The organism is Streptomyces sp. NPDC050842 (assembly GCF_044456565.1).
Classification (GTDB): Bacteria; Actinomycetota; Actinomycetes; order Streptomycetales; family Streptomycetaceae; genus Streptomyces.
Genome location: NZ_JBITGA010000003.1, coordinates 147536 through 169055, shown reverse-complemented (window position 1 = coordinate 169055; position 21520 = coordinate 147536). Strand labels below are relative to the sequence as shown.

Annotated in this window: 21 protein-coding genes; 16 read left to right on the top strand and 5 right to left on the bottom strand. The window is 66.2% G+C overall.

Annotated elements, in window-relative coordinates:
- Nucleotides 1-4: 4 nt before the first annotated feature.
- Together ACIBG6_RS09995 and ACIBG6_RS09990 are read right to left on the bottom strand one after the other, a co-directional pair.
- Nucleotides 5-172, bottom strand: a complete 168-nt coding sequence (locus ACIBG6_RS09995; RefSeq protein WP_399222092.1) for a hypothetical protein — start codon at nt 170-172, stop codon at nt 5-7.
- 14 nt (nt 173-186) lie between these two features.
- Nucleotides 187-1023: a class E sortase gene (locus ACIBG6_RS09990; protein WP_399222091.1), complete on the bottom strand. Its 837-nt coding sequence runs from the start codon at nt 1021-1023 to the stop codon at nt 187-189.
- A 62-nt stretch (nt 1024-1085) separates the two neighbouring features.
- Here ACIBG6_RS09990 and ACIBG6_RS09985 point away from each other — a divergent pair, with 62 nt between their 5' ends.
- The 6 genes from ACIBG6_RS09985 (at nt 1086) to ACIBG6_RS09960 (ending at nt 8558) form a co-directional block, all read left to right on the top strand.
- Nucleotides 1086-2084, top strand: a complete 999-nt coding sequence (locus ACIBG6_RS09985) for an SEC-C metal-binding domain-containing protein (RefSeq protein ID WP_399222090.1) — start codon at nt 1086-1088, stop codon at nt 2082-2084.
- 122 nt (nt 2085-2206) lie between these two features.
- On the top strand, nt 2207-3748 hold the full coding sequence (locus ACIBG6_RS09980; RefSeq protein ID WP_399222089.1) for an ATP-binding protein: 1542 nt from the start codon (nt 2207-2209) through the stop codon (nt 3746-3748).
- On the top strand, nt 3745-6693 hold the full coding sequence (locus tag ACIBG6_RS09975; protein WP_399222088.1) for a Z1 domain-containing protein: 2949 nt from the start codon (nt 3745-3747) through the stop codon (nt 6691-6693). The genes ACIBG6_RS09980 and ACIBG6_RS09975 overlap by 4 nt, the downstream gene beginning before the upstream one ends.
- A 49-nt stretch (nt 6694-6742) precedes the next feature.
- Nucleotides 6743-6931: a NaeI family type II restriction endonuclease gene (locus ACIBG6_RS09970; RefSeq protein WP_399222087.1), complete on the top strand. Its 189-nt coding sequence runs from the start codon at nt 6743-6745 to the stop codon at nt 6929-6931.
- Nucleotides 6932-6968: 37 nt separating this feature from the next.
- The gene (locus tag ACIBG6_RS09965; RefSeq protein ID WP_399222086.1) at nt 6969-7934 is read left to right on the top strand and encodes a NaeI family type II restriction endonuclease; all 966 of its coding nucleotides are present in this window, start codon (nt 6969-6971) and stop codon (nt 7932-7934) included.
- 144 nt (nt 7935-8078) lie between these two features.
- Nucleotides 8079-8558, top strand: a complete 480-nt coding sequence (locus ACIBG6_RS09960; RefSeq protein WP_399222085.1) for a very short patch repair endonuclease — start codon at nt 8079-8081, stop codon at nt 8556-8558.
- Here the strand turns inward: ACIBG6_RS09960 and ACIBG6_RS09955 are convergent, their stop codons facing one another.
- Complete coding sequence (locus tag ACIBG6_RS09955) at nt 8559-9749, bottom strand: DNA cytosine methyltransferase (protein ID WP_399222084.1); 1191 nt, start codon at nt 9747-9749, stop codon at nt 8559-8561.
- A gap of 154 nt (nt 9750-9903) precedes the next feature.
- On the opposite strand from ACIBG6_RS09955, the gene ACIBG6_RS09950 reads away from it, so the two are divergent.
- Nucleotides 9904-10662, top strand: coding sequence for an HNH endonuclease (locus ACIBG6_RS09950; protein ID WP_399222083.1), 759 nt, complete (start codon nt 9904-9906; stop codon nt 10660-10662).
- On the opposite strand, the gene ACIBG6_RS09945 is transcribed toward ACIBG6_RS09950, so the two are convergent.
- Complete coding sequence (locus ACIBG6_RS09945) at nt 10638-11294, bottom strand: ATP-binding protein (RefSeq protein WP_399222082.1); 657 nt, start codon at nt 11292-11294, stop codon at nt 10638-10640. The two genes, ACIBG6_RS09950 and ACIBG6_RS09945, sit on opposite strands and share 25 nt — an antisense overlap.
- A 193-nt stretch (nt 11295-11487) precedes the next feature.
- Here ACIBG6_RS09945 and ACIBG6_RS09940 point away from each other — a divergent pair, with 193 nt between their 5' ends.
- The 3 genes from ACIBG6_RS09940 to ACIBG6_RS09930 all read left to right on the top strand — a co-directional run bounded on the left by ACIBG6_RS09940 (nt 11488) and on the right by ACIBG6_RS09930 (nt 13373).
- Nucleotides 11488-12333, top strand: a complete 846-nt coding sequence (locus tag ACIBG6_RS09940; RefSeq protein ID WP_399222081.1) for a helix-turn-helix domain-containing protein — start codon at nt 11488-11490, stop codon at nt 12331-12333.
- Nucleotides 12334-12558, top strand: coding sequence for a DUF397 domain-containing protein (locus ACIBG6_RS09935; protein WP_399222080.1), 225 nt, complete (start codon nt 12334-12336; stop codon nt 12556-12558).
- A 155-nt stretch (nt 12559-12713) separates the two neighbouring features.
- The gene (locus ACIBG6_RS09930) at nt 12714-13373 is read left to right on the top strand and encodes an HAD family hydrolase (RefSeq protein ID WP_399222079.1); all 660 of its coding nucleotides are present in this window, start codon (nt 12714-12716) and stop codon (nt 13371-13373) included.
- Here ACIBG6_RS09930 and ACIBG6_RS09925 read toward each other — a convergent pair.
- Nucleotides 13354-14628: a transcriptional regulator gene (locus ACIBG6_RS09925; protein ID WP_399222078.1), complete on the bottom strand. Its 1275-nt coding sequence runs from the start codon at nt 14626-14628 to the stop codon at nt 13354-13356. The genes ACIBG6_RS09930 and ACIBG6_RS09925 overlap by 20 nt on opposite strands.
- Before the next feature lie 215 nt (nt 14629-14843).
- Here ACIBG6_RS09925 and ACIBG6_RS09920 point away from each other — a divergent pair, with 215 nt between their 5' ends.
- From ACIBG6_RS09920 to ACIBG6_RS09895, 6 genes are read left to right on the top strand one after another with little or no spacing between them, the layout of a single operon-like run.
- Nucleotides 14844-16094, top strand: a complete 1251-nt coding sequence (locus ACIBG6_RS09920) for a methionine adenosyltransferase (protein ID WP_399222077.1) — start codon at nt 14844-14846, stop codon at nt 16092-16094.
- A complete protein-coding gene (locus tag ACIBG6_RS09915; RefSeq protein ID WP_399222076.1) occupies nt 16094-17020 on the top strand; it encodes a phosphotransferase in 927 nt (308 codons plus the stop codon). Before ACIBG6_RS09920 ends, ACIBG6_RS09915 begins: the two co-directional genes overlap by 1 nt.
- A complete protein-coding gene (locus ACIBG6_RS09910; RefSeq protein ID WP_399222075.1) occupies nt 17017-17733 on the top strand; it encodes a histidine phosphatase family protein in 717 nt (238 codons plus the stop codon). Before ACIBG6_RS09915 ends, ACIBG6_RS09910 begins: the two co-directional genes overlap by 4 nt.
- Nucleotides 17726-19018, top strand: coding sequence for a serine--tRNA ligase (serS, locus tag ACIBG6_RS09905; RefSeq protein ID WP_399222074.1), 1293 nt, complete (start codon nt 17726-17728; stop codon nt 19016-19018). Before ACIBG6_RS09910 ends, serS begins: the two co-directional genes overlap by 8 nt.
- Before the next feature lies 1 nt (nt 19019).
- On the top strand, nt 19020-20042 hold the full coding sequence (locus ACIBG6_RS09900; RefSeq protein WP_399222073.1) for a glycosyltransferase: 1023 nt from the start codon (nt 19020-19022) through the stop codon (nt 20040-20042).
- Nucleotides 20036-21100 (top strand): hypothetical protein, encoded by a 1065-nt coding sequence (locus ACIBG6_RS09895; protein WP_399222072.1) that lies wholly within the window; start codon nt 20036-20038, stop codon nt 21098-21100. Before ACIBG6_RS09900 ends, ACIBG6_RS09895 begins: the two co-directional genes overlap by 7 nt.
- Nucleotides 21101-21520: the final 420 nt, after the last annotated feature.

The following is a 21520-nucleotide window of genomic DNA, read 5'->3' as shown; positions in this document are numbered from 1 at the left end:
GGGCTCACCGCCGGTCCCCCCGCCGCGCGAGGCCGACGGCGCACGGGGTGAGGACGGTGGCCCCGAAGAGCCACAGGACGAGCAGAGGAACGGAGTTCACCAGCGGCAGGGCGGCGACGAACAACAGATACGGGAGGAGAAGCCAGAGCAACTGGGGCCTACGTCTGATCACCCGGTCGACCCTAACTAGGAGACCAGCTTCGCCCAGACGACGAGCCGATAGGCGCTGCTGAACTCGGGGGTGCAGGTGGTGAGGGTGAGATAGGACCCGGCGGTGGAATACCCGTAGGACGGCTTGACGAGCGACCGCGGAACGGCCCGGATGACCCCGACGTCACGGGGAGCGGTCTGCGGCAGGACCTGGTCGACGCGGTAGGTGTAGGTCCGCTCACGGGTCCGCACGGTGATGCGGTCCCCTTCGCGGAGCCGATTGACGTACCGGAAGGGCTCGCCGTGGGTGTTGCGATGCCCGGCGAGGGCGAAGTTCCCGGGAAGCCCGGGCCCGGCGGTGCCGGGGTAGTGCCCGACGTACCCCTTGTCGAGGATGGAACGCTTGGAGATGCCGCGGGCGACGGGGGCGGTGAGGCCGAGGCGGGGGATACGGAGGATGGCGAAGGCGCGGGAGTCGGGGGCGGGCGGGGCGGGGGCCGAGGAGGAGCCGGAAGGACCGCGGGAGGCGACAGGCTCAGGAGAAACCTCACCCCCACCAAGATCCCCACCCACATCTCCAGGCTCGCCCGTCACATCACCAACACCGACGGGATCACCCTCACCACCCCCACCACCCCCACCACTCACTGAGGGAGAGATCTCCCACTCCCGCTCCAGAACGCTCACCTGCTCGCGGGCCTCGGCGCGGGCCTGTTGGTTGGTCCACCAGAGCTGGTGCACGACAAGAAGGAGCACGAGAACGCCGCAGGTGACGATGGTCTCGGCACACACCCACAGCGCGCGGGCACCCCTACGGCGCCGCCCGCTCGCCTGGACGACGACCGGCACTCGCTCCCGCACCCTGTCCCGCACGCGGGGCACGATAAGCGCTGAGGCGCCAACTCTCCAGGCCCGTACAGCAGTACGGTGAAGACATGCGCCCCGACACTCCTGCCGCCCACATCACCGAAGCCGAGCGCCTGCTGCGCACGGCAGCGCAGTACCCGGGAGACCGGGAACCGCTGTACCTCCAGGCCGCGGCCCACCGGGAACTGGCGGGCGACCGCCCGGGGGCGACGGCCCTCTACGACGAGCTCCTCTCCAGTGAGCCGGCGAACCCGCACCTGATCAGGGCGCTGAAGGCAGCGAACCTCTGGGAGTACGGCCACGAGGCGGAGGCGCGGGCGATCATCGACGGCGTCCGGCGCGCCAGGCCGGCGGACGCGGCCCCGTGGGAGATCACGGCGGAGACGCTGGAGGCCCACGACGAGCTGGAGGCGGCGGAGTCGACGCTGTCGGAAGCGGCGGAACTCCTGACCAAGGGACCGACCCCACTCCCCCACCCCACCCAGTCCCTCCTCATCACCAGGCACAGAATCCGCAGGATGCTGGCGCTGCCCCACGACGACTGGGACACCCTGGCGGACCGGCTCCACACGGCGGCGGTCCCCCTGGACGAGCTCCACGACCCGAAGCGCCTCTGGTCGCTGGGCTCCTCGGACCCGGCGGAACTCCAGGCCGAGATCACCCGCCTCCGCTCGGAACTGGGCACCTACCGCACGGCCCTTTCCCGCCCCTTCCCGGTGGCGGTCCTGCACTGGCCGGAAGCGGAACTCGACGAACTCCTGGCGGCGTACCCGGAACTGGAAGCCGAGTACCCCACGTACAGAGCGCACCTGACGGACATCGAGGCGTCCCTCCGAGAACTGTCCCAGGCGGGCACGCCAAACCTGGGCATCGTCCGCGCGACGGTCCCCTCCTACGAAGCCTTCGCAGCCTCGGAATCCACACCCCCGTCCAACGCGGACCTCCTCCCCCAATACGCGACGACCTTGGCGGCCCGCGCCAGGGCGACGGCTTGGCCGCCGACGCGGTCGGCGGAGTGCTGGTGTGGGTCGGGGCGGACTTACGGGGAGTGCCACGGGGAAGACTGACCTACGTCTCCTCGGGCTGCTCCTCGCGCCGCGTCAGCCGGTTGGAGTAACGTCACGGTTGTCACATTGCTGTCCGACTGGCCCCCTCACGCCCAGGTCAGTCCTGTGTGCGAGGAAGACGATTGCCCTACAAGTCCGGTCCTGACTGGCAGTTCGACGTGCCCACGAGCGGAAGCAAGCGCCTTCCGCCCTCCGCCCGCTATGTGGAGTCGCTGACCCACCAGGGCTACGGCTTCGAAGCAGCCATCGCAGACCTCATCGACAACTCGATCGACGCCGGCGGTCAGAACGTTGTGGTGAGCTTCCTGCGCGATGACGACCGGCTCGTGAGCCTGCTGATCGTCGACGACGGCCACGGCATGAACGACGAGGCGCTCGACGTTGCCATGACTGTCGGCGGACAACAGGAGTACTCCGCCGACGCATTGGGCCACTTCGGCGCCGGGCTCAAGGCGGCGTCGTTGTCGCATGCAGATGCGCTGACCGTCATCAGTCGCACCCAGCGGAGCCCGTCGACAGGCCGACGGTGGCTCACCTCCCAGGCACAGAATGACTTCACGTGCGACATCGTCGAGGCCAGGTACTGCCAGGATCTCATCGATCGCTACGACGGGGTGATCGGCTGGCACGGCACCATCGTCCGGTGGGACGGGGTCCGCGCTTTCGGGACCATCACGGCCGGGCAGACAGATCGCTTCCTCAACGAAACGATTGAGCGGCTGGAGACGCACCTCGGCCTGTATCTCCACCGATTCCTCGACCGGGGCGACTTTCACATCGACATCGTCGTCGAGGACGTACGGACCCGCGAAGAACTCGATCACCGGGGCGTCGAGGGGATCAACCCCTTCGGATACCGCATCCCGGGCCGTGCAGGTTTTCCGCGTACGTACAGGGCGCCGATCGAAGGCCTTGGTGAACTGGAGATGGAGGCCCACATCTGGCCGCCCAAATCTCCCCTCGTGGCGTTTCGTGGGATCGGGCCACTCGCCGAGCGTCAAGGGTTCTACGTCTACCGGAATGACCGACTGGTACAGGCAGGCGGCTGGAACGGAACCCGCAGTGGCGAGGCGCACCACAACCTCGCCCGGATTACCATCAACCTGCCACCGCAGCAGAACCAGGTTTTCTCCCTGACGGTGAAGAAGGACGGAGTCAACGTCACCCCCGCCTTTACCCGTGGCCTGGAACAGGCCAGGGACAGGAACGGGGGCACTTTCGTGCAGTACCTGGGCGAAGCCGAGAAGGTCTACCGAGACGCCGCCCGCCGGTCGACCGAGGTCCAGCGCAAGGAAGTCATTCCGCCCGGCAAGGGGGTTGACCCGAAGCTAAAGCGGACGCTCCGCGACGAGCTCCCCGCACTTGAAGGTGAGGATCCGATCACCTTCCGCTGGGAAGCAATGCCGACCGATGTCTTCTTCGACATCGACCGCGAAGATCATGTCGTACGCCTCAACAAGGAATACCGCCAAGCATTCAACTCCGGCCGCCGGGCCGGGTCGAATGATGCACCGGTCCTCAAAGGCATCCTGTATCTGATTCTGGAGAAAAACTTCCGTATGGGCCGCTCCAGTGCACAGCGAGATGACGAGATGGCTCTCTGGAACAGCGTTCTGCTCTCCGCTGCCCGCTGCGAGATGACGCGCGGAGAGGAATCCCAGTGAACGACCACCTGCTGAATCTGCACATCGATGTCTTGGGGGCGATGAGCCGTGGCCCCAAGAACTTTGCCAAGATCGCCTTCGCAGTGTCCGACGCGGAAGAGCCCGCAGACGAAGACCTGCAGGGGTTCCGTGAGCTTCTCCTGGACAGACAGTCCGATCTGACAGCTCTCTGGAACCAGAAACTGACGTCCTGGGACACGGCCGAGACCGCTCCCTGGTCCAACGCGCCGGCACGCAGCGAACAGCGCCGAGCGGACACCTACGCACATCTCGGCTTCGATGACGACGTGCGCAAGGCACTCGACGCCGCGGTGCCTCTCGTCACCGGTCCTCAGCCCGTCGTCATCAGCGGAGACTTCCAGCGGTGGTACTCCAAGGAGAAGGCAGCCGCACACACCTTCTATTGGTCGGCGTATGAGCGAGTACTCCGCAAGAAGGGCTGGAGCGAGACCGCCATCGCCAGTCTCGACCAAGCCTCGCACAGCGTCGTAGAGCGCTTGTCTGACCCCACCCGCACCGAGGCGTACAGCGCCCGCGGTTTGGTAGTCGGCTACGTCCAGTCGGGCAAGACAGCGAACTTCACAGGTGTCATCGCCAAGGCCATCGATGCCGGATACCGGCTCGTCATTGTCCTGGGCGGCACTCTGAACCTGCTGCGCGGCCAGACTCAGCGCCGGCTGGACATGGAGCTGATCGGCAGGGAGAACATCCTCCGCGGCATCAGCCCTGACGACACCGACGCCTTGATCGGCATCGACTACCAGGACGACGAGGACTGGCCGCACAAGTTCGTCTCCCATGACGGTCGGCCATCAGGACAGGGCGCTTTCAACATCGAGCGGCTCACCACGCGCGACGAGGACTACAAGGGACTCGGCCAGGGGATCAGCACCCTGGACATCCCGAAGCTCGACCGCGCCCGGCCCTTGCACGACCCCGTGAATCTGTACCCCGCGGCAGCCCGCGTCATGATCGTAAAGAAGAACAAGGCCGTCCTCAGCAAGCTCGTCATGGACCTCAAGCGGGTGGGCGACATCCTGCACGAGCTCCCCGTTCTGATCATCGATGACGAATCAGACCAGGCGTCCGTAAACACCATCGATCCGGCCAAGCAGACAGAGGGCAAGGAGAGCCGCACCGCCATCAACGGCCTGATCTCGCAGCTGCTCCAGCGGCTTCCCCGCGCACAGTACGTCGGCTACACGGCGACCCCGTTCGCCAATGTCTTCGTCGACCCGGACGACAGCCAGGACATCTTCCCCAGGGACTTCCTGATCTCCCTGCCCCGCCCGGTGGGCTACATGGGTGTCCAGGACTTCCACGACCTGGACGGGACAGCCCCCGCTGCCGATCGCACAGTCGCCAACTCCCAAGAGGAGGCGCATGTCCGGGGTGTGTTCGACGGTCCGGACGACCGGCTGCTCGAAGCCTTGGACGCATTCATCCTCTCCGGCGCCGTCAAGCTCTACCGCATCAGTCAGGGCATCCCCGAAGCCAAGTACCGTCACCACACCATGCTCGTCCACGACTCGGTCCGCATGGCAGATCACTCGGCTCTGGCCTCTCGGCTGAACGCGATGTGGCACGAGCACTACGGCAGCAGTTCGGCCCACGAACGACTGGCGAGACTGTTCACCGAGGACTTCATACCCGTCTCCGACGCGCACGCCCAAGGCGCACCGGTTCCAGGGTCGTACGACGTGCTCAAGCCCTACGTCAGCAGAGCACGTCAGCTCATGAGCGCGGGTGGTAACCCGGTCACCATCGTCAATGGCGACAAGGAGCGCGACTACGAGCAGGCAGCTCTCGACTTCGACCGCACCAAGAACGTCTGGAAGATCCTTGTCGGCGGCACGAAGCTCTCCCGCGGTTTCACCGTCGAAGGCCTGACCGTCACGTATTACCGCCGCAAGACGCAGCAGGCCGACACCCTGATGCAGATGGGCAGGTGGTTCGGCTTCCGTGACGGCTACCGGGATCTGGTACGCCTCTACATCGGCCGCGAGGAGCCATATGGCAAGGACAAGACCCTTGATCTCTACGAAGCCTTCGAGGCCATCTGCCAGGATGAAGAGGCGTTCCGCGCCCAGCTCGCGCAGTACGCAACCATGATCGATGGCGAGCCGCAGCTGACGCCCGAGCGCGTACTGCCTCTCGTCTCCCAACACCTGGCGTTGATCAAGCCGTCGGCGCGGAACAAGATGTTCAATTCCGAGCTGGTCGAGATCCGGTCGCCGGGCAAGGCGATCGAGCCGGCCGCCTACCCGATGAGCGCCGAGCAGACCGCACGCAATACGGACCGCTGGCGCCCGTTGCTGCCCGTGTTCGATGTTCCAGCAGTCACACTGACCCTGCCTCCCGACAGCGGTAGTCCACTCACGCGCACCTTCCAGGCGACGGCCACTGTCGTCCCTCACGCGTCACTGATCGGCGTACTGAGCCAACTGGAGTGGGAGGGGCACAACCACTTCGCTCCCCACCTCAACTACCTTGCCCAGCTGGATGGTTCACTCGCCACTGTCGACGACTGGCTCCTCGTCGCCCCGCAGACCACGCCCGCTCGGCGCGTTGAGGCGAGCATCCTGGGACACGGCCCCGCCTCCCTCGTCCGGCGTAATCGCCAGCTAGGAAAGGTGTCGTTCGGACGTATCTCCGGCCTTGAGCACCGTCGATGGGCTCAGCGCCTCATCGAGGAGGCACAGCCTGGCGCACTGCCTCCGAGTCCCCATGCGCTAGGGAGCCGCACGGGCGTTGTGCTGCTCTACGCGGCGGTCGAGAAAGCGGCGGACGACGCAGGACTCCGCGCGGCCGCCCCGCACGGGATAGCTGACCCGTCCCGGGTGTTTCTCGCCTTCACAGTTATCCCGCCGACAACGGCGAACGACGCCTCCCTCCGCATGCTCCGCTACCAGGCCAAACGGTCGGGAACACGCGAGTTGTCGTAACCGGACGGCACGGCTTGGCATTCAACCGATCGAACAGGAGCCCTCCCCCTTGGCCTCCTGGACATCACCACCTTCAGCCAACATCCATGCCGATTTCCTCCGCCGCGAGGACCCGGGCCTGGCCACCGTATATGGGAAGCCCCACCAGCTCGACCCCGCAGGGCTACGTTTCGCCGCTGTCCTGCGTGACACGATCGACCATTTACTTAACGGCGAGATCACCGAACGTTACGACTAGAAGACCATTTTCGAGACAGATCGGAATAGATACCCACATGGCCGATCAACTGAACACTGCTAACGATGTCGAGTTGAACCTGGTAGCCGCAGAACTCCAGGCAATCGATCCAGATGGCGACATCGTAGCGCGTTTTATTCGCGAGGCCTTTGATCAGCTACTGGACGGGCGCCGTGACGGCCGATTCAAGTATACCGATCTCAATAAAGTGGAAAAGACGTTCATGGGAACGCTAGTCGAGATCAAGCTCCAAAGAGGACTCGGGCTGGAATCCGGAAGTGTAACCGACTATCGGATTGCCGGAATTGAAGTTGACTGCAAATTTTCCCAAAAGCTTAACGGATGGGAAATCGGCCCTGAGATTGTTGGGCACATCTGCCTGGTCGTGACAGCTAACGATGCGGAGAGCACCTGGAAGGTGGGGTTGATCAGAGCGGATGAGTCCCGCCTGGGCGCAGAGAATCGCGACAAGAAGCGGAAGCTAAATCCAATGGGGCAGGCGTCCGTTAAATGGCTGTGGGGCGATCACGGCCGACTTGCAGAAAATCAGCTTCTACAGATCAGCAAATCAGATCCAGATAGATGCGATCGCATCATGCACGCCACTGGTCACTACGGCAGGGCATCTGGGCAGGCCCGCCTTCTTCAACTAGTTCAAGAAGTTCAGGGCGTCGCACTTCGCAGGATTACTATCGAAACAGTGGGTCACGGACTCGACGATCCGATGAAGCGCCTACGAGGAAACGGCGGCGCCCGCGAAAAGCTGAAGCAGAAGGGGTTCCTGATCCTCGGCCACCAGGAAAACGATCCGCTCGTAGCCCGCGCACTCAATCTACCGATTCCCAAAAAGGGCGAAGCCGTATCCGTACGTGTTGTCCCAGCTCCCGAACCCGACGACGGGCGCCCGGTGGCCGAGATTGAGGAAGGCAGATGGGTCATTGCAAGACATGATGAGGTGGAGGTAGTGGCCCCCACTATCCCGCGCGGGAAGAACGCACTGTAGACCTCTCGCGCCGCAGTGCGCACGAGTTCCATCTGAAGCCGCTCCAGAGACTCACGCCCTGTGGGGCGATGGGCCCCTACCATCTCGCCTCGCGCAGGGGGCCGGCCGAGGGTCTGGCACTCTGATACTGGAGGAGGGCAACGAATGATCCGAGAAGCTCCGGATTCAGAATGGTCGCCGCCAGAAGGCTCCTGGGCATCTTCGGCCGCCCGTCGCCGGAACATGCAGGCGATCCGTAGTCGGGACACGAAGCCAGAGCAACTGGTCAGACGCCTCCTCCACGCCCAAGGTTTGCGCTACCGAGTGGCCGCCAAGCCTTTGGCTGACCTGCGTAGGACGGCAGATATCGTCTTCCGCCCGGTAAAGGTGGCCATCTTTATCGATGGCTGCTACTGGCATGGCTGCCCTGAGCATTACGTGGCGCCGAAGACAAATCCCGGCTACTGGTCGGACAAAGTAGCCAGGAACATGGCACGTGACCGCGACACCGACCAGAAGCTTCAGGAAGCCGGGTGGACCGTGCTTCGATTCTGGGAGCATGAGCCCTCAACGGAGTGCGCGGCGCGGATCGCAGCCGAGGTAGGGAAGCGTCGTGCCCGTGCCCAGGGCACGGGCACGACGTGATCAGGAGTTCTGAGCGTCCCGCTCGCGGGCGGCCTTCAGAACATCCATGATCGACCGTCCAACAGCCTCGGCGACCGGCGGCGGGAAAGCGTTTCCGACCTGCCGGTACTGAGCCGTCTTACCGCCGTCGAAGATCCAGTCCTTCGGGAATCCCTGGATGATCGCTGCTTGCTCAACAGTCAGCATCGGCCCGTCGACGCCGAAGAGGTCACGGTCCTCAGACCCCTTCTTCTCGCACGTCTCGATGTCGTTGGCCACACCCAGCCCCGAGACACCCAGCTGCTTCCATGCAGCCTTGGCCCTGCTCGGACCGAGGTCAGCCCCGCCGTGCTTCTTCGAGCCCCCGACGAGCGTGGGTGCGATGCCGGCACTGTCCTTGGCCTTCAGCTCCGCGTGGCGCTCTGCGGCCTTCCTTTGCCACCGCGTATAGGCAGCACGCGCTTCTCGGTCACGCGGCCCGTCGTAGTACGCCTCATACCGCGCCTGCATCGACTTCGAGAGGGCCTCGGCGACGCTCACGGCCTTCTCGTGCGTGGGCGTCGGCCACTCGTACTTCAGATCCCTGAGGACGTCCTTGCGGATCGCCACAAGAATCGCCCGGGGCCGAAGCTGTGGAACGCCAAACTTACTGGCCTCCAGGATGCCCCAGTGGCAAACCTCGTAGCCGAGCCCCTTTACGTCAACGACGGAGCCGTCCTCCTCGCGGTACGTGCCGCCCTCCAGCGTGGCCGTGATGTAGTCCCGGTAGCCGGAGAACTTCGGGTCCAAGATCCCCCGCACGTTCTCGATCATTACCGCGCGAGGATTCAGCTTGCCGACAAGGTCCAGCATGCGCGGAAAGAGGTCCCGCTCGTCGTCCTTGCCAAGCTGCTTGCCTGCGTGCGAGAAGGGCGGACACGGCACGCCACCCGCGAGGAGATCGAGGTCCCCTCGCTCCAGGGTGCGACCCCACTTCTTCACATCGCTTCGGTGGTCGAAGTCATTGACGTCCTTGTGCAGGAGGTCACAGTGCTGCTTCTCCCAGACCCAGTCCTTCCGGGAGTCGATGTTGCGCTGCAGCGTTGCCGCCGCATGCTTGTCGATTTCCACGAGCGCGAGATGCCTGAACCCGGCCGCATGCAGCCCAATGGCCTGCCCGCCAGCTCCAGCACAGATCTCGATAGAACTGAACTCCGCCTCAGTGCTGGTCATGCACCCTCCTTCAACCACGAACCTCGCTGGCGCCTTGTCCGCCAGTCATTACAGAGAGTGACAGGCCGCACTGACAGCGCCGTCCCAGTGTGCGCCATCCCAGAGCCTCCTCAGACACTCCCCACACAGGGGGAACACTTGTACGATCAACCGCATGGCGCAAATTTCGTGGGTGAGGGACGAACTGCTGCTTGCATGCGCGCTCGTCATGGAGAACGGCTGGCGTGAACTGCGGCAGAACGACATGCGCGTCCTGGAGTTGTCCGAGCTGCTCCGCTCGCTCCCTCTGCACGGAGACATCACCATCGATCACCGCTTCCGGTCGCCGAACAGCGTGAGCCGCAAGACCACCGACATCGCCACCGCGCACCCCGACCACACGGGAAGTGCGACCAAGGGCGGGCGCCCCACGCGGGAGATTGTCGCGGACTTCGTGGCACGCCCCTCGGAGATGCTGTCTGCCGCTCACGCCCTGCGCGCAGGAATCGCCAGTGGCGAGCTGCACCGCGCCCCCGTCCAGCCGGACGAGGTGGACGAGGATGGAGAGTCGAGCTCACGCGAGGGGCGCCTGCTGGTTCGCCTGGCCCTCCACCGCGAGCGCGACCGGGGTCTCCGCAACCGCAAGATCCAGCAGGTCCGGAAGCTGAACCAGCCCATTCGGTGCGAGGCGTGCACGTTCGACTTCGGTGCCACCTACGGACCGCTCGGCGCCGACTACATCGAAGTGCATCACGTCCTACCTCTTCACGTCTCCGGTCCCAGCGAGACCCGGCTGGAGGACCTCGCGCTCCTGTGCGCGAACTGCCATCGCATGTGCCACAGGAATTACGCGGGGGAAGCCTGGCGGACGCCCAGCGCCCTTCGCGAAGAAATGCGCGCGGTCACCCGTCACGCGGCTTCGTCGGCCTCATAGAGCTGCTGTGCACGGCAGAGCGCCTCGTCGGGGTCACTGCCCTGGAGCGCGAGCCAGACGAGAAGGTCGGCGATAAGCGTGACGGCAGTTTCCTGGTTCACCCGGGAGCGCGAGGGCTGGAGCGGCACCCTCATCCCGAGAAGCTCCCGGTAGCTGCCGAGGACCGTGTGCGCGCGCTGAGCACGCGCACACACGGCGTCAGCGTCAAGCGAGAGCTCGCACCACACGGCCTTGCCCGTCCCCGTGAGCAGCGTGCCCCAGTCAGCTGACATCGACGCCAGGAGATGCAGCCCTCGGCCGCACTCCTCTTCACAGCCGGCCACACCGCCTGGCTTCGGCAGCACCGGACTCTTGTCGTGGAGCTCGACCCTGAGCCGACCTCCACGCGGTTCGAGTACGAGGGTCGCCGGCGCACCCTGACCCACGTGCTTCATGACGTTCGTCGCGAGCTCCGTCACCACCAGCTCGACCTCGTCAGTTGCATTCAGCGCACCCCACTGCCCCAGCGTCGAGCGGACAGCCCTGCGCAACAGCCTGAATTCACCAGGCGCCGCCTCGAACGGCAGGACGCAACGAAGCGCCACCCCGCTATCTCCCCTGAAAACCAAAGCGAGACTCCCTTCTCCAGCCACGACAGCAGCAAACCCACCGCATCCATACGGAGACGCTGCGTGACGCCGATGAAGGGAGTATGTCAGCGAGAACTCTCACTGTGTAACTTCTCACCAGACTCGATCGGGTGAATCGGCTGGCACCAACACCCTGGACACATAGCCTGATTGGACCTGGAAGATGGGCAATGAATCACTACGAAGGGCAGCTCCCTTGCCATCGAGGACGACGACCCGGCGTCGCCAGCTCGGCTCGACCATGCGCAAGCTGCGAGCACGTTCGGGCATGACCTTGGAGGAAGCCGGCCGCCGTGTCGGCGTATCCAAGGCGACTGTGAGCCGGTACGAAACCCAGTCCGGCCCCGTGAAATGGCCCATCGTGGATGCCCTATGCCGCGAGTACGGCGCGAGCGACGCCGAGCGGACAGCGGTGGTCGCTTTGGCCAAGGACGCCAAGCAGCAAGGCTGGTGGAGCACCTTCGCCGATTCCATCCCAGAGAGCATGAACTTGCTGCTCACCCTGGAAGACGAGGCTGTCCGCGAAAATCACTTCTGCTGCGTCTACATCCCTGGCCTGCTCCAGACACGGGACTACAGCACCGCCTTGCAGCAGGCGAACGAACTGCGCCTGAAGCAACCGGAAATCGATCGGCTGGTCGACATCCGCATGAAGCGACAGGAGATCCTGAGCCGGCCCAAGCCGCCCCATCTCTGGGCCATCCTTGACGAGTCTGTCCTGCGTCGGGTCGTCGGCTCTCCAGAGGTGATGCGGGCGCAGCTCGACCGCTTGCTCGAAGCGAACGAGGCCACCCAGATCACACTGCAGGTGCTGCCCTTCTCCAAGGGCGCACACGCTGCGGCACTGGGGAGCTTCGTCATCCTTGGAGCTGCCGAGCCCGCCCTCGATGTCGTCTACGTGGACCTGCACACCGGCTCGCTCTTCATGGAGACAGACGACGAACTGGATCGATACAGACTTGCGTTCGAGTACCTGCGGGCACAAGCGTTGGACATGGAAGCTTCGTCATCCCTCATCCATCGCATCCGCAAGGAGCTCTAGGTGCCCTCTCTTCAGCATTCAGATTCGGCCCTGGTCTGGTTCAAGTCGTCCTACAGCGGAGGCAATACAACCGAGTGCGTAGAGTGCGCCCACACGCCCACGGGCACGCTCGTGCGGGACTCCAAGCGTCCGGAGGCCGCGCTCGCCTTCAGAACCAATGCCTGGCAAGACTTTGTTGGCGGCGCCTTCGTCGGCCGGCTCACACCTCTTCCCCCAGCGCCCTGAGATGCTGGATAACACTCTGCTGAAGGCCTTCAAGGACCGCGTTCCCCTTAACAGCCGTTGCGTCTCGCGTGATCAGGTCAGGGAAGGGGTGGGGATTCAGCCGCAATCCGGCGGGACTGGGCCCTCTCCGCGCCGCACCGTCTAACCTGCGGAGCATGATTCGTGCGGTGGTGTTCGACGTGGGTGAGTGTCTTGTCGACGAGACCCGGGAGTACGGGACCTGGGCGGACTGGCTGGGGGTGCCGCGGCATACGTTCGCGGCGATGTTCGGGGCGGTCATCGCGCAGGGGCGCGACTACCGCGAGACGTTTCAGGAGTTCCGGCCGGGGTTCGATCTGACCGAGGAGCGCGAGAAGCGCGCGGCGGCCGGGAAGCCGGAATGGTTCGGCGAGGATGACCTCTACTCCGACGTGCGCCCTGCGCTGACCGCGCTGCGGGAGGCCGGCCTGTGGGTGGGCATCGCGGGGAACCAGACCGTGCGGGCCGGTGGCCTACTGCGTGGGCTGGACCTTCCGTCCGACCTGATCGCCACCAGCGATGACTGGGGGGCGTCGAAACCGGACGTGAAGTTCTTCGAGCACGTCATCGAGGTGACGCCTGCCGAGCCGGGCGAGATCCTGTACGTCGGGGACCGGCTGGACAACGACATTCGCCCGGCCGTGCAGGCCGGGCTTCTGACGGCTCTGATTCGGCGTGGGCCGTGGGGCACGATTCAGCAGCGTGACCCGGAGGCGGACTCGATCACCACGATGCGCATCGACTCGCTCGCGGAGCTGCCTGAGAGGATCGCCAAGTTCAACGCTGGAGAGCGCTGACCGTTGTGCCCCAGTCGTAGAGACGATCGTCGAGGTCTTGGACGCACTGCTCGTTCTGCCATGGGGCGAGCGTGCGTCGGACTTCGCGGATGCGCTCCATGCCCGTCGCGTACCAGGTGATGGCGAGCTGGTCGAGGGCTTGGACGGCGTACTGGCATGCCGCCTCCGGGTGGCTGTCCGCGGCTTCGACCGCGGCGAGATCACCGAGGACGACCGTGCGCTGCTTGTCCGACTCGGGTGGCAGGTCGTCGAGAACCTCCTGAAGGGTCTGGCGGGCTTGCGGCAGGTGGCCGGCCTTCAGTTGCGTGTTCCCCTTGAACGCGGACAGGCGTACTCGGCTGAACCAGTCCAGCCAGTCGGGAGTGGGGTGCTCTGAGCCCGAGGAAAGGGCGTCCTCGGCGTGGTGGATCAGGCGGAGCGCCGTACGAGGGTCGCCGCATCGGGTCTCGCATTCCGCCTCGACTGCATCTAGCCATGCCCAGAGCTCCGCAGAAGCGTCTCCGCGTCGAGCGTAGGTACGGGCCGCCATCATGCGCTCGATCGCCGTTTCACGGTCATCGGCCCAGCCGGGGGCGAAGGCCATGTGCGCGAGGATGGCCGATCCGAGAAGCGGGTCGTCCGCTTCCCCTGCCGCCTGCAGGGCACGCAAGAGGGTTTCCGAGGACTGCTCGGGCTGGCGTAGGTCGAAGAACTCGATGCGGCCGGCCAGGAGATAGGACTCGGCGAGTGCGCCGGCGAGGGTCCGGCGAGCGGGGTTCGCCGTCTCGGGCAGGAGAGCGCATCCCAGACGAGCGTGTTCCAGGACTGCGGGGTGAAGTACGGCCGGCGCCACGGACCAGTAGAGGTGCCGATGGGAACGGGTGACGGTCTCGAAGTCCTTGCCCACCGTGACCGGCTGCCTTGTGACGCCTGCCTGCACCGGGACGCTGGCTAGCCGCGCACCCGTCAGGAGAGTACGAGGGGTGCTGCGGACCGTCGAGCCGGCAGGGCGGCTCTCAGTTCCCCAAGGCGGGGTGAATCCCAGGTCCTCCATGCTCTGACCCAGGAGGTGGGTCAGGACGCGGTGGACGTCAGGCTGTGGCCAGGGTGGTGTGGCGGACTCCCAGCGCCGGATCTGGCGGACACCGACAGCGAGCCCCCTGATGCCCAGCTTGGGTGCTGTCTTGGTGATGGCGTCGGCCAGGGCCTGTTGTGAGTTGTATCCGGCAGCCAGGCGAGCGGACTTGAGTCGGGTGTTGCCTGCGGGACGGGACATGAATCTCCTCCGGGACGAACTCTCGTCCGAGAGTGACATGCGATGTCCCTGCCGCGGCGCGAAATCATCCATGAGAGCCCAACAAAGCCCTCTGGAAGTCCTCTTGATGACCTGTCAGGGCCCTCGAATAGGACCTGCGGGGCCCGGATAGTTGGCATCTCCGCAAGACCAGTAGCACTCGTCTCCGCGCTGTCCCCCGTGAACGGGAGTTCGTGATGCCTCGTACGAGCACGACCATCAATCAGAGCCACCTCGTCATCGACACCGGCATGGCCAAGCCCGACTCGACGACCATCGTCGAGCGCAAGGGCCTCGGCCACCCCGACACCCTCGCCGACCACCTCGCCGAGCGGCTGTCCCGCGCGTACAGCCGCTACACCGTCGAGCGCTTCGGCGCGGTGCTGCACCACAACTTCGACAAGCTCGCCCTCCTCGGCGGCGCGAGCGAGGTCCGCTACGGCGCCGGCCGGATGGCCGCCCCGGTCAGGGTCCTCGTCAACGGGCGTGCCGCGCCCATGTGCGGCGGCGAGCGGATCCCCGTGGAGGAGATCGTGGAGGCCGAGGTGCGGGCGTTCTTCACCCGTCGGCTTCCCGAAGTCTCGGACCACCTGGACATCACCTTCAACATCACCAGTAACTCCAGCCCCGGCGCCGTCCTCACGGGCGACGAGGTGCCCGACCGGACGCGGTGGTTCAACCCGCGGTCGATCGAGGACCTGCGGGAGCGGCGGGTGCGACTGTCCAACGACACGTCCCTGGGAACGGGCTGGGCGCCGGAGAACGTCTTCGAGTCGTTCGTGCGCGAGCTGGTCGACCACTTCTCCGGCGAGAGCGACTTCACCCTCTCGCACGCGTGGTGCGGATCGGACGTGAAGCTCATGGGCTACTGGGACGGCGAGCAGGCGGACGTCGTCCTCTGCGTCCCGCAGAAGTCGCGGCTCGTCGCCAGCCGCGCGGAGTACGTGCGCAACACCGAGAGCGTCCTCGCCGAGTGCCACCGGCTGGCCGGCCTCCGGCTGCCGGGCGCCGAGGCGCGCTTCCGCCTCAACGCTCGCGATGTGCCGGAGAAGGACGAGCTGTACCTCACCTACACCGGCAGCTCGATCGAGTCGGGCGACGAGGGTGTCGTCGGCCGCGGCAACCGCGTCAACGGCCTCATCACGCCCCTGCGGCCGATGAACCTGGAGGGTGCCAACGGCAAGAACCCCGTCTACCACGTGGGCAAGCTCTACAACATCGCCGCCCGCCGGCTCGCCGAGCGGCTTCACGAGGCGACGGACGGCCACGCCGAGGTCCACCTGGTGAGCACGACCGGGCAGCGCCTCGACCAGCCGTGGCGCGTCCTCGTCCGTCTGTCGTCCCCGGACGCCGAGGTGGACAAGGTACAGGCGATGGTGGCGGAGGCCATGGCCGAGTTCCCGGCGCTGACCGATGAGCTGGTCTCTGACGGGATCGTGCTGAGCTGATGGAGAGGCGGACGCTCGGCGAGGTCTCCGCGGAATGCCGGCGGCGCCTGGTCACGCACTATGGCCCGGGAGTCTCCGGCTGGCTCGACGTCGTGCCCACGCTGATGGAGCGCGCGGCGGAGCGCTGGAAGCTCACGCTCGGGGCGTACCACGACGCCGGACACGCCTCGGTGGTCGTCACGGCCGGAACCTTCGACGGACGTCCGCTGCTCCTCAAGGCGTGGGCCGATCCCACCCGTTTCCGCAACGAGGTCACCGCCTTACGCCTGTGGGCGGGTGGGCCGACGGCGGGCGTCGTCGAGGCGGCGGACGACCTGGCCGTGGCGGCCCTGGAGATGGTCGGAGGCCAGCCTGGTGGTGGTGAGCGACCGCCTCGCGAGCTTCCTACTGTGGCCGCCGCCCTCCAGGGGCTCCACACCTTCGGCCGCCGTCGGCGCCGGCTGCGTGAGCTTCCTTCCCTGACCGCGTACCTCCACCAGGAGGTACGCCCTCGGGTGCGGCGCCGACTGGAATCGGTCGACGTCGGCCCGTGGCAGGGGCATGTGGACGCGGCCCTCCCGTCCCTCGTGGCCCTGGAGGAGGACTCCGCTCGGTCCACCGTCCTGCACGCGGATCTCTACCGAGAGAACGTGCTCTTCGACTGGCTGGGCCACCCCCGCCTGATCGATCCCCTCCCGATGGTGGGCGACGCGGCCTTCGACTGGGCCTTCTGGGCCGTGTACTACGACCTCGGACACGGCACAGACGCTCGCTTGGCCGCAGCGGCCCGGGTCTCCCGTATCCCCGTGCCCTTCCTGGCGCCATGGTGCAGGGCCCTGGCCCTGGACGGCCTGCTCTTCTACCTCGACACCGGTGATCCGCGCGCGCCGAGGATGGCCGACGTCCTCGCACAGCTGTCGGCGATGACCCCAAGGAACCGATCATGACGACGTACGTCCTCCGCCACGGACAGACGAACTACAGCCGGCGCTATCTCGTCAACGGCGATCCGACCAAGCCCATCCGCCTGAGCGATGAAGGCCGTCGGTCGCTGAACAAGGGATGGGGCAGCGTGCCCCTCCACAGCGTGAAAACGTGGCTGGCCAGCGAATTCCCCCGCGCCCAGCAGACTGCCAACCTGCTGATGGGGGTCCCCGGGCCGGAACTGATCATCGATCCTCGGCTGAACGAACTCGACTACGGGGAATTCGAGGGAAAACCGTTTCTGGAGTACGCCGTCTGGCTCGACGGCCACGGCACCCGTGAGTGCCCGCCCGGCGGGAGCGAGTCGCAGCGTGAGGGCATCCGCAGGATGCTCACCGGGGTGCTCGCGGCCCTGGAGCATCCCGGTCCACGCGTCCTGGTGGCCCATGGGCTGCTGGTCTCGGTGCTCCTGTGGCACCGTGACCGGGCTCCCGGCGAGGCCATGCCTCTGTTCTTTCCGGAGGCGCCGTACGTCGAGCCCTTCACGATCCCGGACATGGAGCTGCCGGAATTCATCGCAACGCTGATGAACGATCTTGAAACTGGCGTTCAGGACCGCACCGGCGGCATCGGCGGCTGGGGGATATTCCGGAACGGGGACGGCTCGGCGGTTGCTACCGTCGATTCCGTATCCCCATCCCACTCGCAGGATCAGAAGGATCTTCCTCATGCATGATGCCCGCGCCCTGATCGACATGGGTGCCGACGCGGTTCGTCGGCTCGCTCGTCGCGGTTACTCCCTGGACCTGTCCGAGCTGGAGTCCCTCCAGTCTCGTCGGAACCAGAACATCCGCTCGGCCGACGAGCTGCGGGCAGAGTCCAAGCGAGTGGCGAGCGAGGTCCAGCAGACGGCCAAGCAGGGCGGCGACATCAGCAAGCTCAAGGAGCGCGCCCGCGAGCTGAAGGACCAGATCCGCGAGATCGAGGCCGGCCAGGAAGGGATCGAGAGCCAGCTGCGGGACCTGCTCCTGAGCATTCCGAACCTGCCGGACGACTCGGCCCCCGACGGTGACTCCGAGGAGTTCGCTGTCGAGATGCGGCGCGTCGGCACTCCTCCCGCTTTCGCGTTCGAGCCGAAGGATCACGTCGATCTCGGCGAGGCCACCGGCCTCCTCGACTTCGGTAGGGCGACCAAGCTGTCCGGGCCGCGCTTCGCGGTCTCGCGTGGCGCCGGCGCCGCTCTGGAGCGGGCGCTGGCCACGCTCTTCCTCGACATCCACACCCGCCGCCACGGGTACACCGAGTACGCGGTCCCCTACCTGGTCACCCGCAAGACCATGACCGGTACCGGCCAGCTGCCGAAGTTCGAGGAGGATCTGTTCAAGACCGGCGTCGCCGACCGTGAGCTCTTCCTCATCCCGACGGCCGAGGTCCCGCTGACCAACCTCTACGCCGACGAGATCATCCCGCCGGCCGAGCTGCCGCTGGCCATGACCGCCCACACCCCGTGCTTCCGCTCCGAGGCCGGCTCGTACGGCCGAGACACCCGCGGCCTGATCCGCCAGCACCAGTTCGCCAAGGTCGAGATGGTCAAGATCGTCGACCCGGAGACGGCGGACGCCGAACTGGAGACGATGGTCGGCCACGCCGAGGCGTGCCTGAAGGAACTCGGCCTCGCCTACCGGGTCATCAAGCTGCCCGCCGGCGACACAGGCTTCTCCGCCCAACTCACGTACGACATCGAGGTCTGGATCCCGAGCCAGAACACGTACCGGGAGATCTCCTCGGTCTCCAACTTCGGCACCTTCCAGGCCCGCCGCGCCAACATCCGGACCCGAGGCGAGGACGGCAAGCCCAAGCTCGTCGCCACCCTCAACGGCTCCGGCCTGCCCGTCGGCCGCACCCTGGCCGCGCTCCTCGAACAGTGCCAGCGGGAGGACGGCTCGCTCGTCCTGCCCGAATCCCTCTTCCCGTACCTCGGCTTCCGCCGGATCAAGGCGGACGGAACACCGGAGGCATAACGTGCTCGTCGGCGTCTGCGATTTCCCTGGTAGCTACGCCTTTCCGCCCGCCGGCTACGGCGGGATCGAACGATGGCTGTGGGCGGTCGCCGTAGGCGCCCGGGCCGCAGGCGCCGACGTACACCTCCTCGGGCCGGGCTGGCTCGCGGACCTGGAGAACGACTGGGTCCGCAAGCCGGTCCGCCTGGAGGACATCACCCCCGGATCGCTCGCCGAGCGCGAGCTGCGCGACACCAAGTACGACCTTCTGGTCGTCGGCCACGAGTACCCGTCGCTTCCCGCCTGGACGCGGACCTGGAGCGAGCTGGACTGCGACGTCGCCACCTTCCAGCACTCGCCGGTCTTCCAGCACAGCCCCACCGCCTTCGACGCCCAGCGGTCGCGGCTCTACTGCTATTCGCCCGAGATAATGGAGCGGTACGCGGAGCACCAGCCGATCCCCGAACTCGCCGTCCACCTCGGCCTCGACGAGGAGGAGCCTCCGGCCGTCGCCGGCACCGATCTCGTCTGGCTCGGCCGGATCGACGAGGACAAGGCGCCCCACATCGCCGCCCGCGCCGCGCAGATCCTCGGCCGACGCATCCGGATCGTCGGCCCCGTCTTCGACGAGACGTACGTCCGTCGCCACGAGCGCCTCCTCACCGCCGACCACGTGAAGTGGGTCGGCGAACTCGGCGGCCCCGCCAAGACCGCCGCCATCGCCGAGGCATCAGTCTTCGTCTACACGTACGCCCGGCCGTACGTGGAAGCCGGCGCCGCCGTCTTCGGAGAATCCCTCCGCGCCGGCACGCCAATGGCCGCCCTGACCTGGCGGGAAGGAACCTGCGCTCACACCGCCCTGTGCGAAGAGACTGGCGCGGTCGCCGTCGTCAACCCGGAGGAGGACGACGAGACCGCGGCGCAGAGACTCGCCGACGCCATCGAGCAGGCGGAAAACCTCGACCACCGCCGCGTCCAGACTGTGGGGATGCAGCGCTTCGACCCGGTGCGCCACTTCCAGGCGATGGCGACCCGGGCGTGCTGACCCGCGCGACCAGCTCAGTCGGAGACGAGCTGGCCCAGCACATACCTGACGTACTGCGCGCCGCGTTAGGCCCTCACTGGGAGTTCACCGTCGATGGCCATCACATCGAGATCACTCACCCGCATCGCGGAACTCCCTACCGACCGCCTCGCAGACCGCCCACGTGGCGGGAGCTGCTCGATTCCCTGGAGCTCGGCTTCGCACAGGACGGCGCCCCTCGTGACGTCTGCCTCCCCCTGCGGTGGGGGCGCGAGACCGAACTGACCGTCTCCGCCGTCCAGGCGCTCGACCCGCTCCTCAAAGATGGCCGACCCCTTACTCACCGAAGCGGATTCATCCCACAGCCGGTCGTCCGCTTCACAGGCCAACGGGACGCCGCAGGTGAGTTGAAGGACGGCTTTCTGACCTCCTTCGTCAACATCTCCCGGGTCCAGCCCATACAGAGCATGGAAGAGTACGGCGCCATCCTCGACGGCTGGCTCACCGTCCTCTCCCAACTCGGCTTCCACGCCCGCCACCTGAGCATCTACGGCACGCTCACCCCATGGCGCCGACGGCAGGTCGAAGGCATAACCCTGCGATTCCGACACCTCGACCTCACGCTCGGCGACATAGTCCTGCTGTGGAACACCGCCCACCCACACCGTCTGGCCGTCGACCTCGGCACCGGACTGGAGCGCCTTGCGTGGGCTCGCACACGCGCCGACTGGAACCCGCTCGTCTACGGCCCGTTCAGCGAAGGAGTACCCCCTAGAACATTGGATGCGGTCCGCACGGCCACCCTCCTCGTCGGGAACGGAATTCTCCCGGCCTCACGCGGAGCTGGATGGGCAACCCGCAAGGTGATCGGAGCGATCGATGCCCAGGCGGCACGCCTGGGCGTGAGCGCCCTGGCACGATTCGCGTATCCCTTCTGGAGTCTCTTCAGCCCGTTGAACCTGCCGTGGCCGCAAGTCGTCCTAGCGATCGACGGCGAGCTTGCCAGGCTGAAAGCGCAGCAAGTCCGTCGAGAACTTCCCACTCATCAGCACGATCTCTACGCCTGCATGGCCCGTTAAGGGCCGGGGCAACAGCCTCCAGCACGACATCTGACTTCGGGTTGGGGCAGGCCCCTTCGAGTGGGCCGGCTTCGTGGGCTTCTGGTGGGACCGCCCCCTTTCCGAGAGTCGCACCTTCCACCACCGCGTCAAGGGCGCCTACGGCGTCGCTTCGCGATGGGCTGCGCCCACCCTTGACCCGGCAGCTCCAGGAGCGAAAGACCTCTCGGAGGGCGGTCCGGGGGCCGGGGTCGCCGGGGCTTCGGGCAGTATCCGGGGCCGGTGGGCGCCCGTCGGGCCGGTGGGTGGGGGCTTGGTTCGTAGCTGGGGTGGGTGGGCAGCTTCCGTCGGTTCGGGGTGCGCGGTCGTTGAATGAGGCAGCCGGACTTGGCTTAGCGAGTCACGGCCGTCGCCTGGCCGGGATTCAGGCCCCGCTGATCA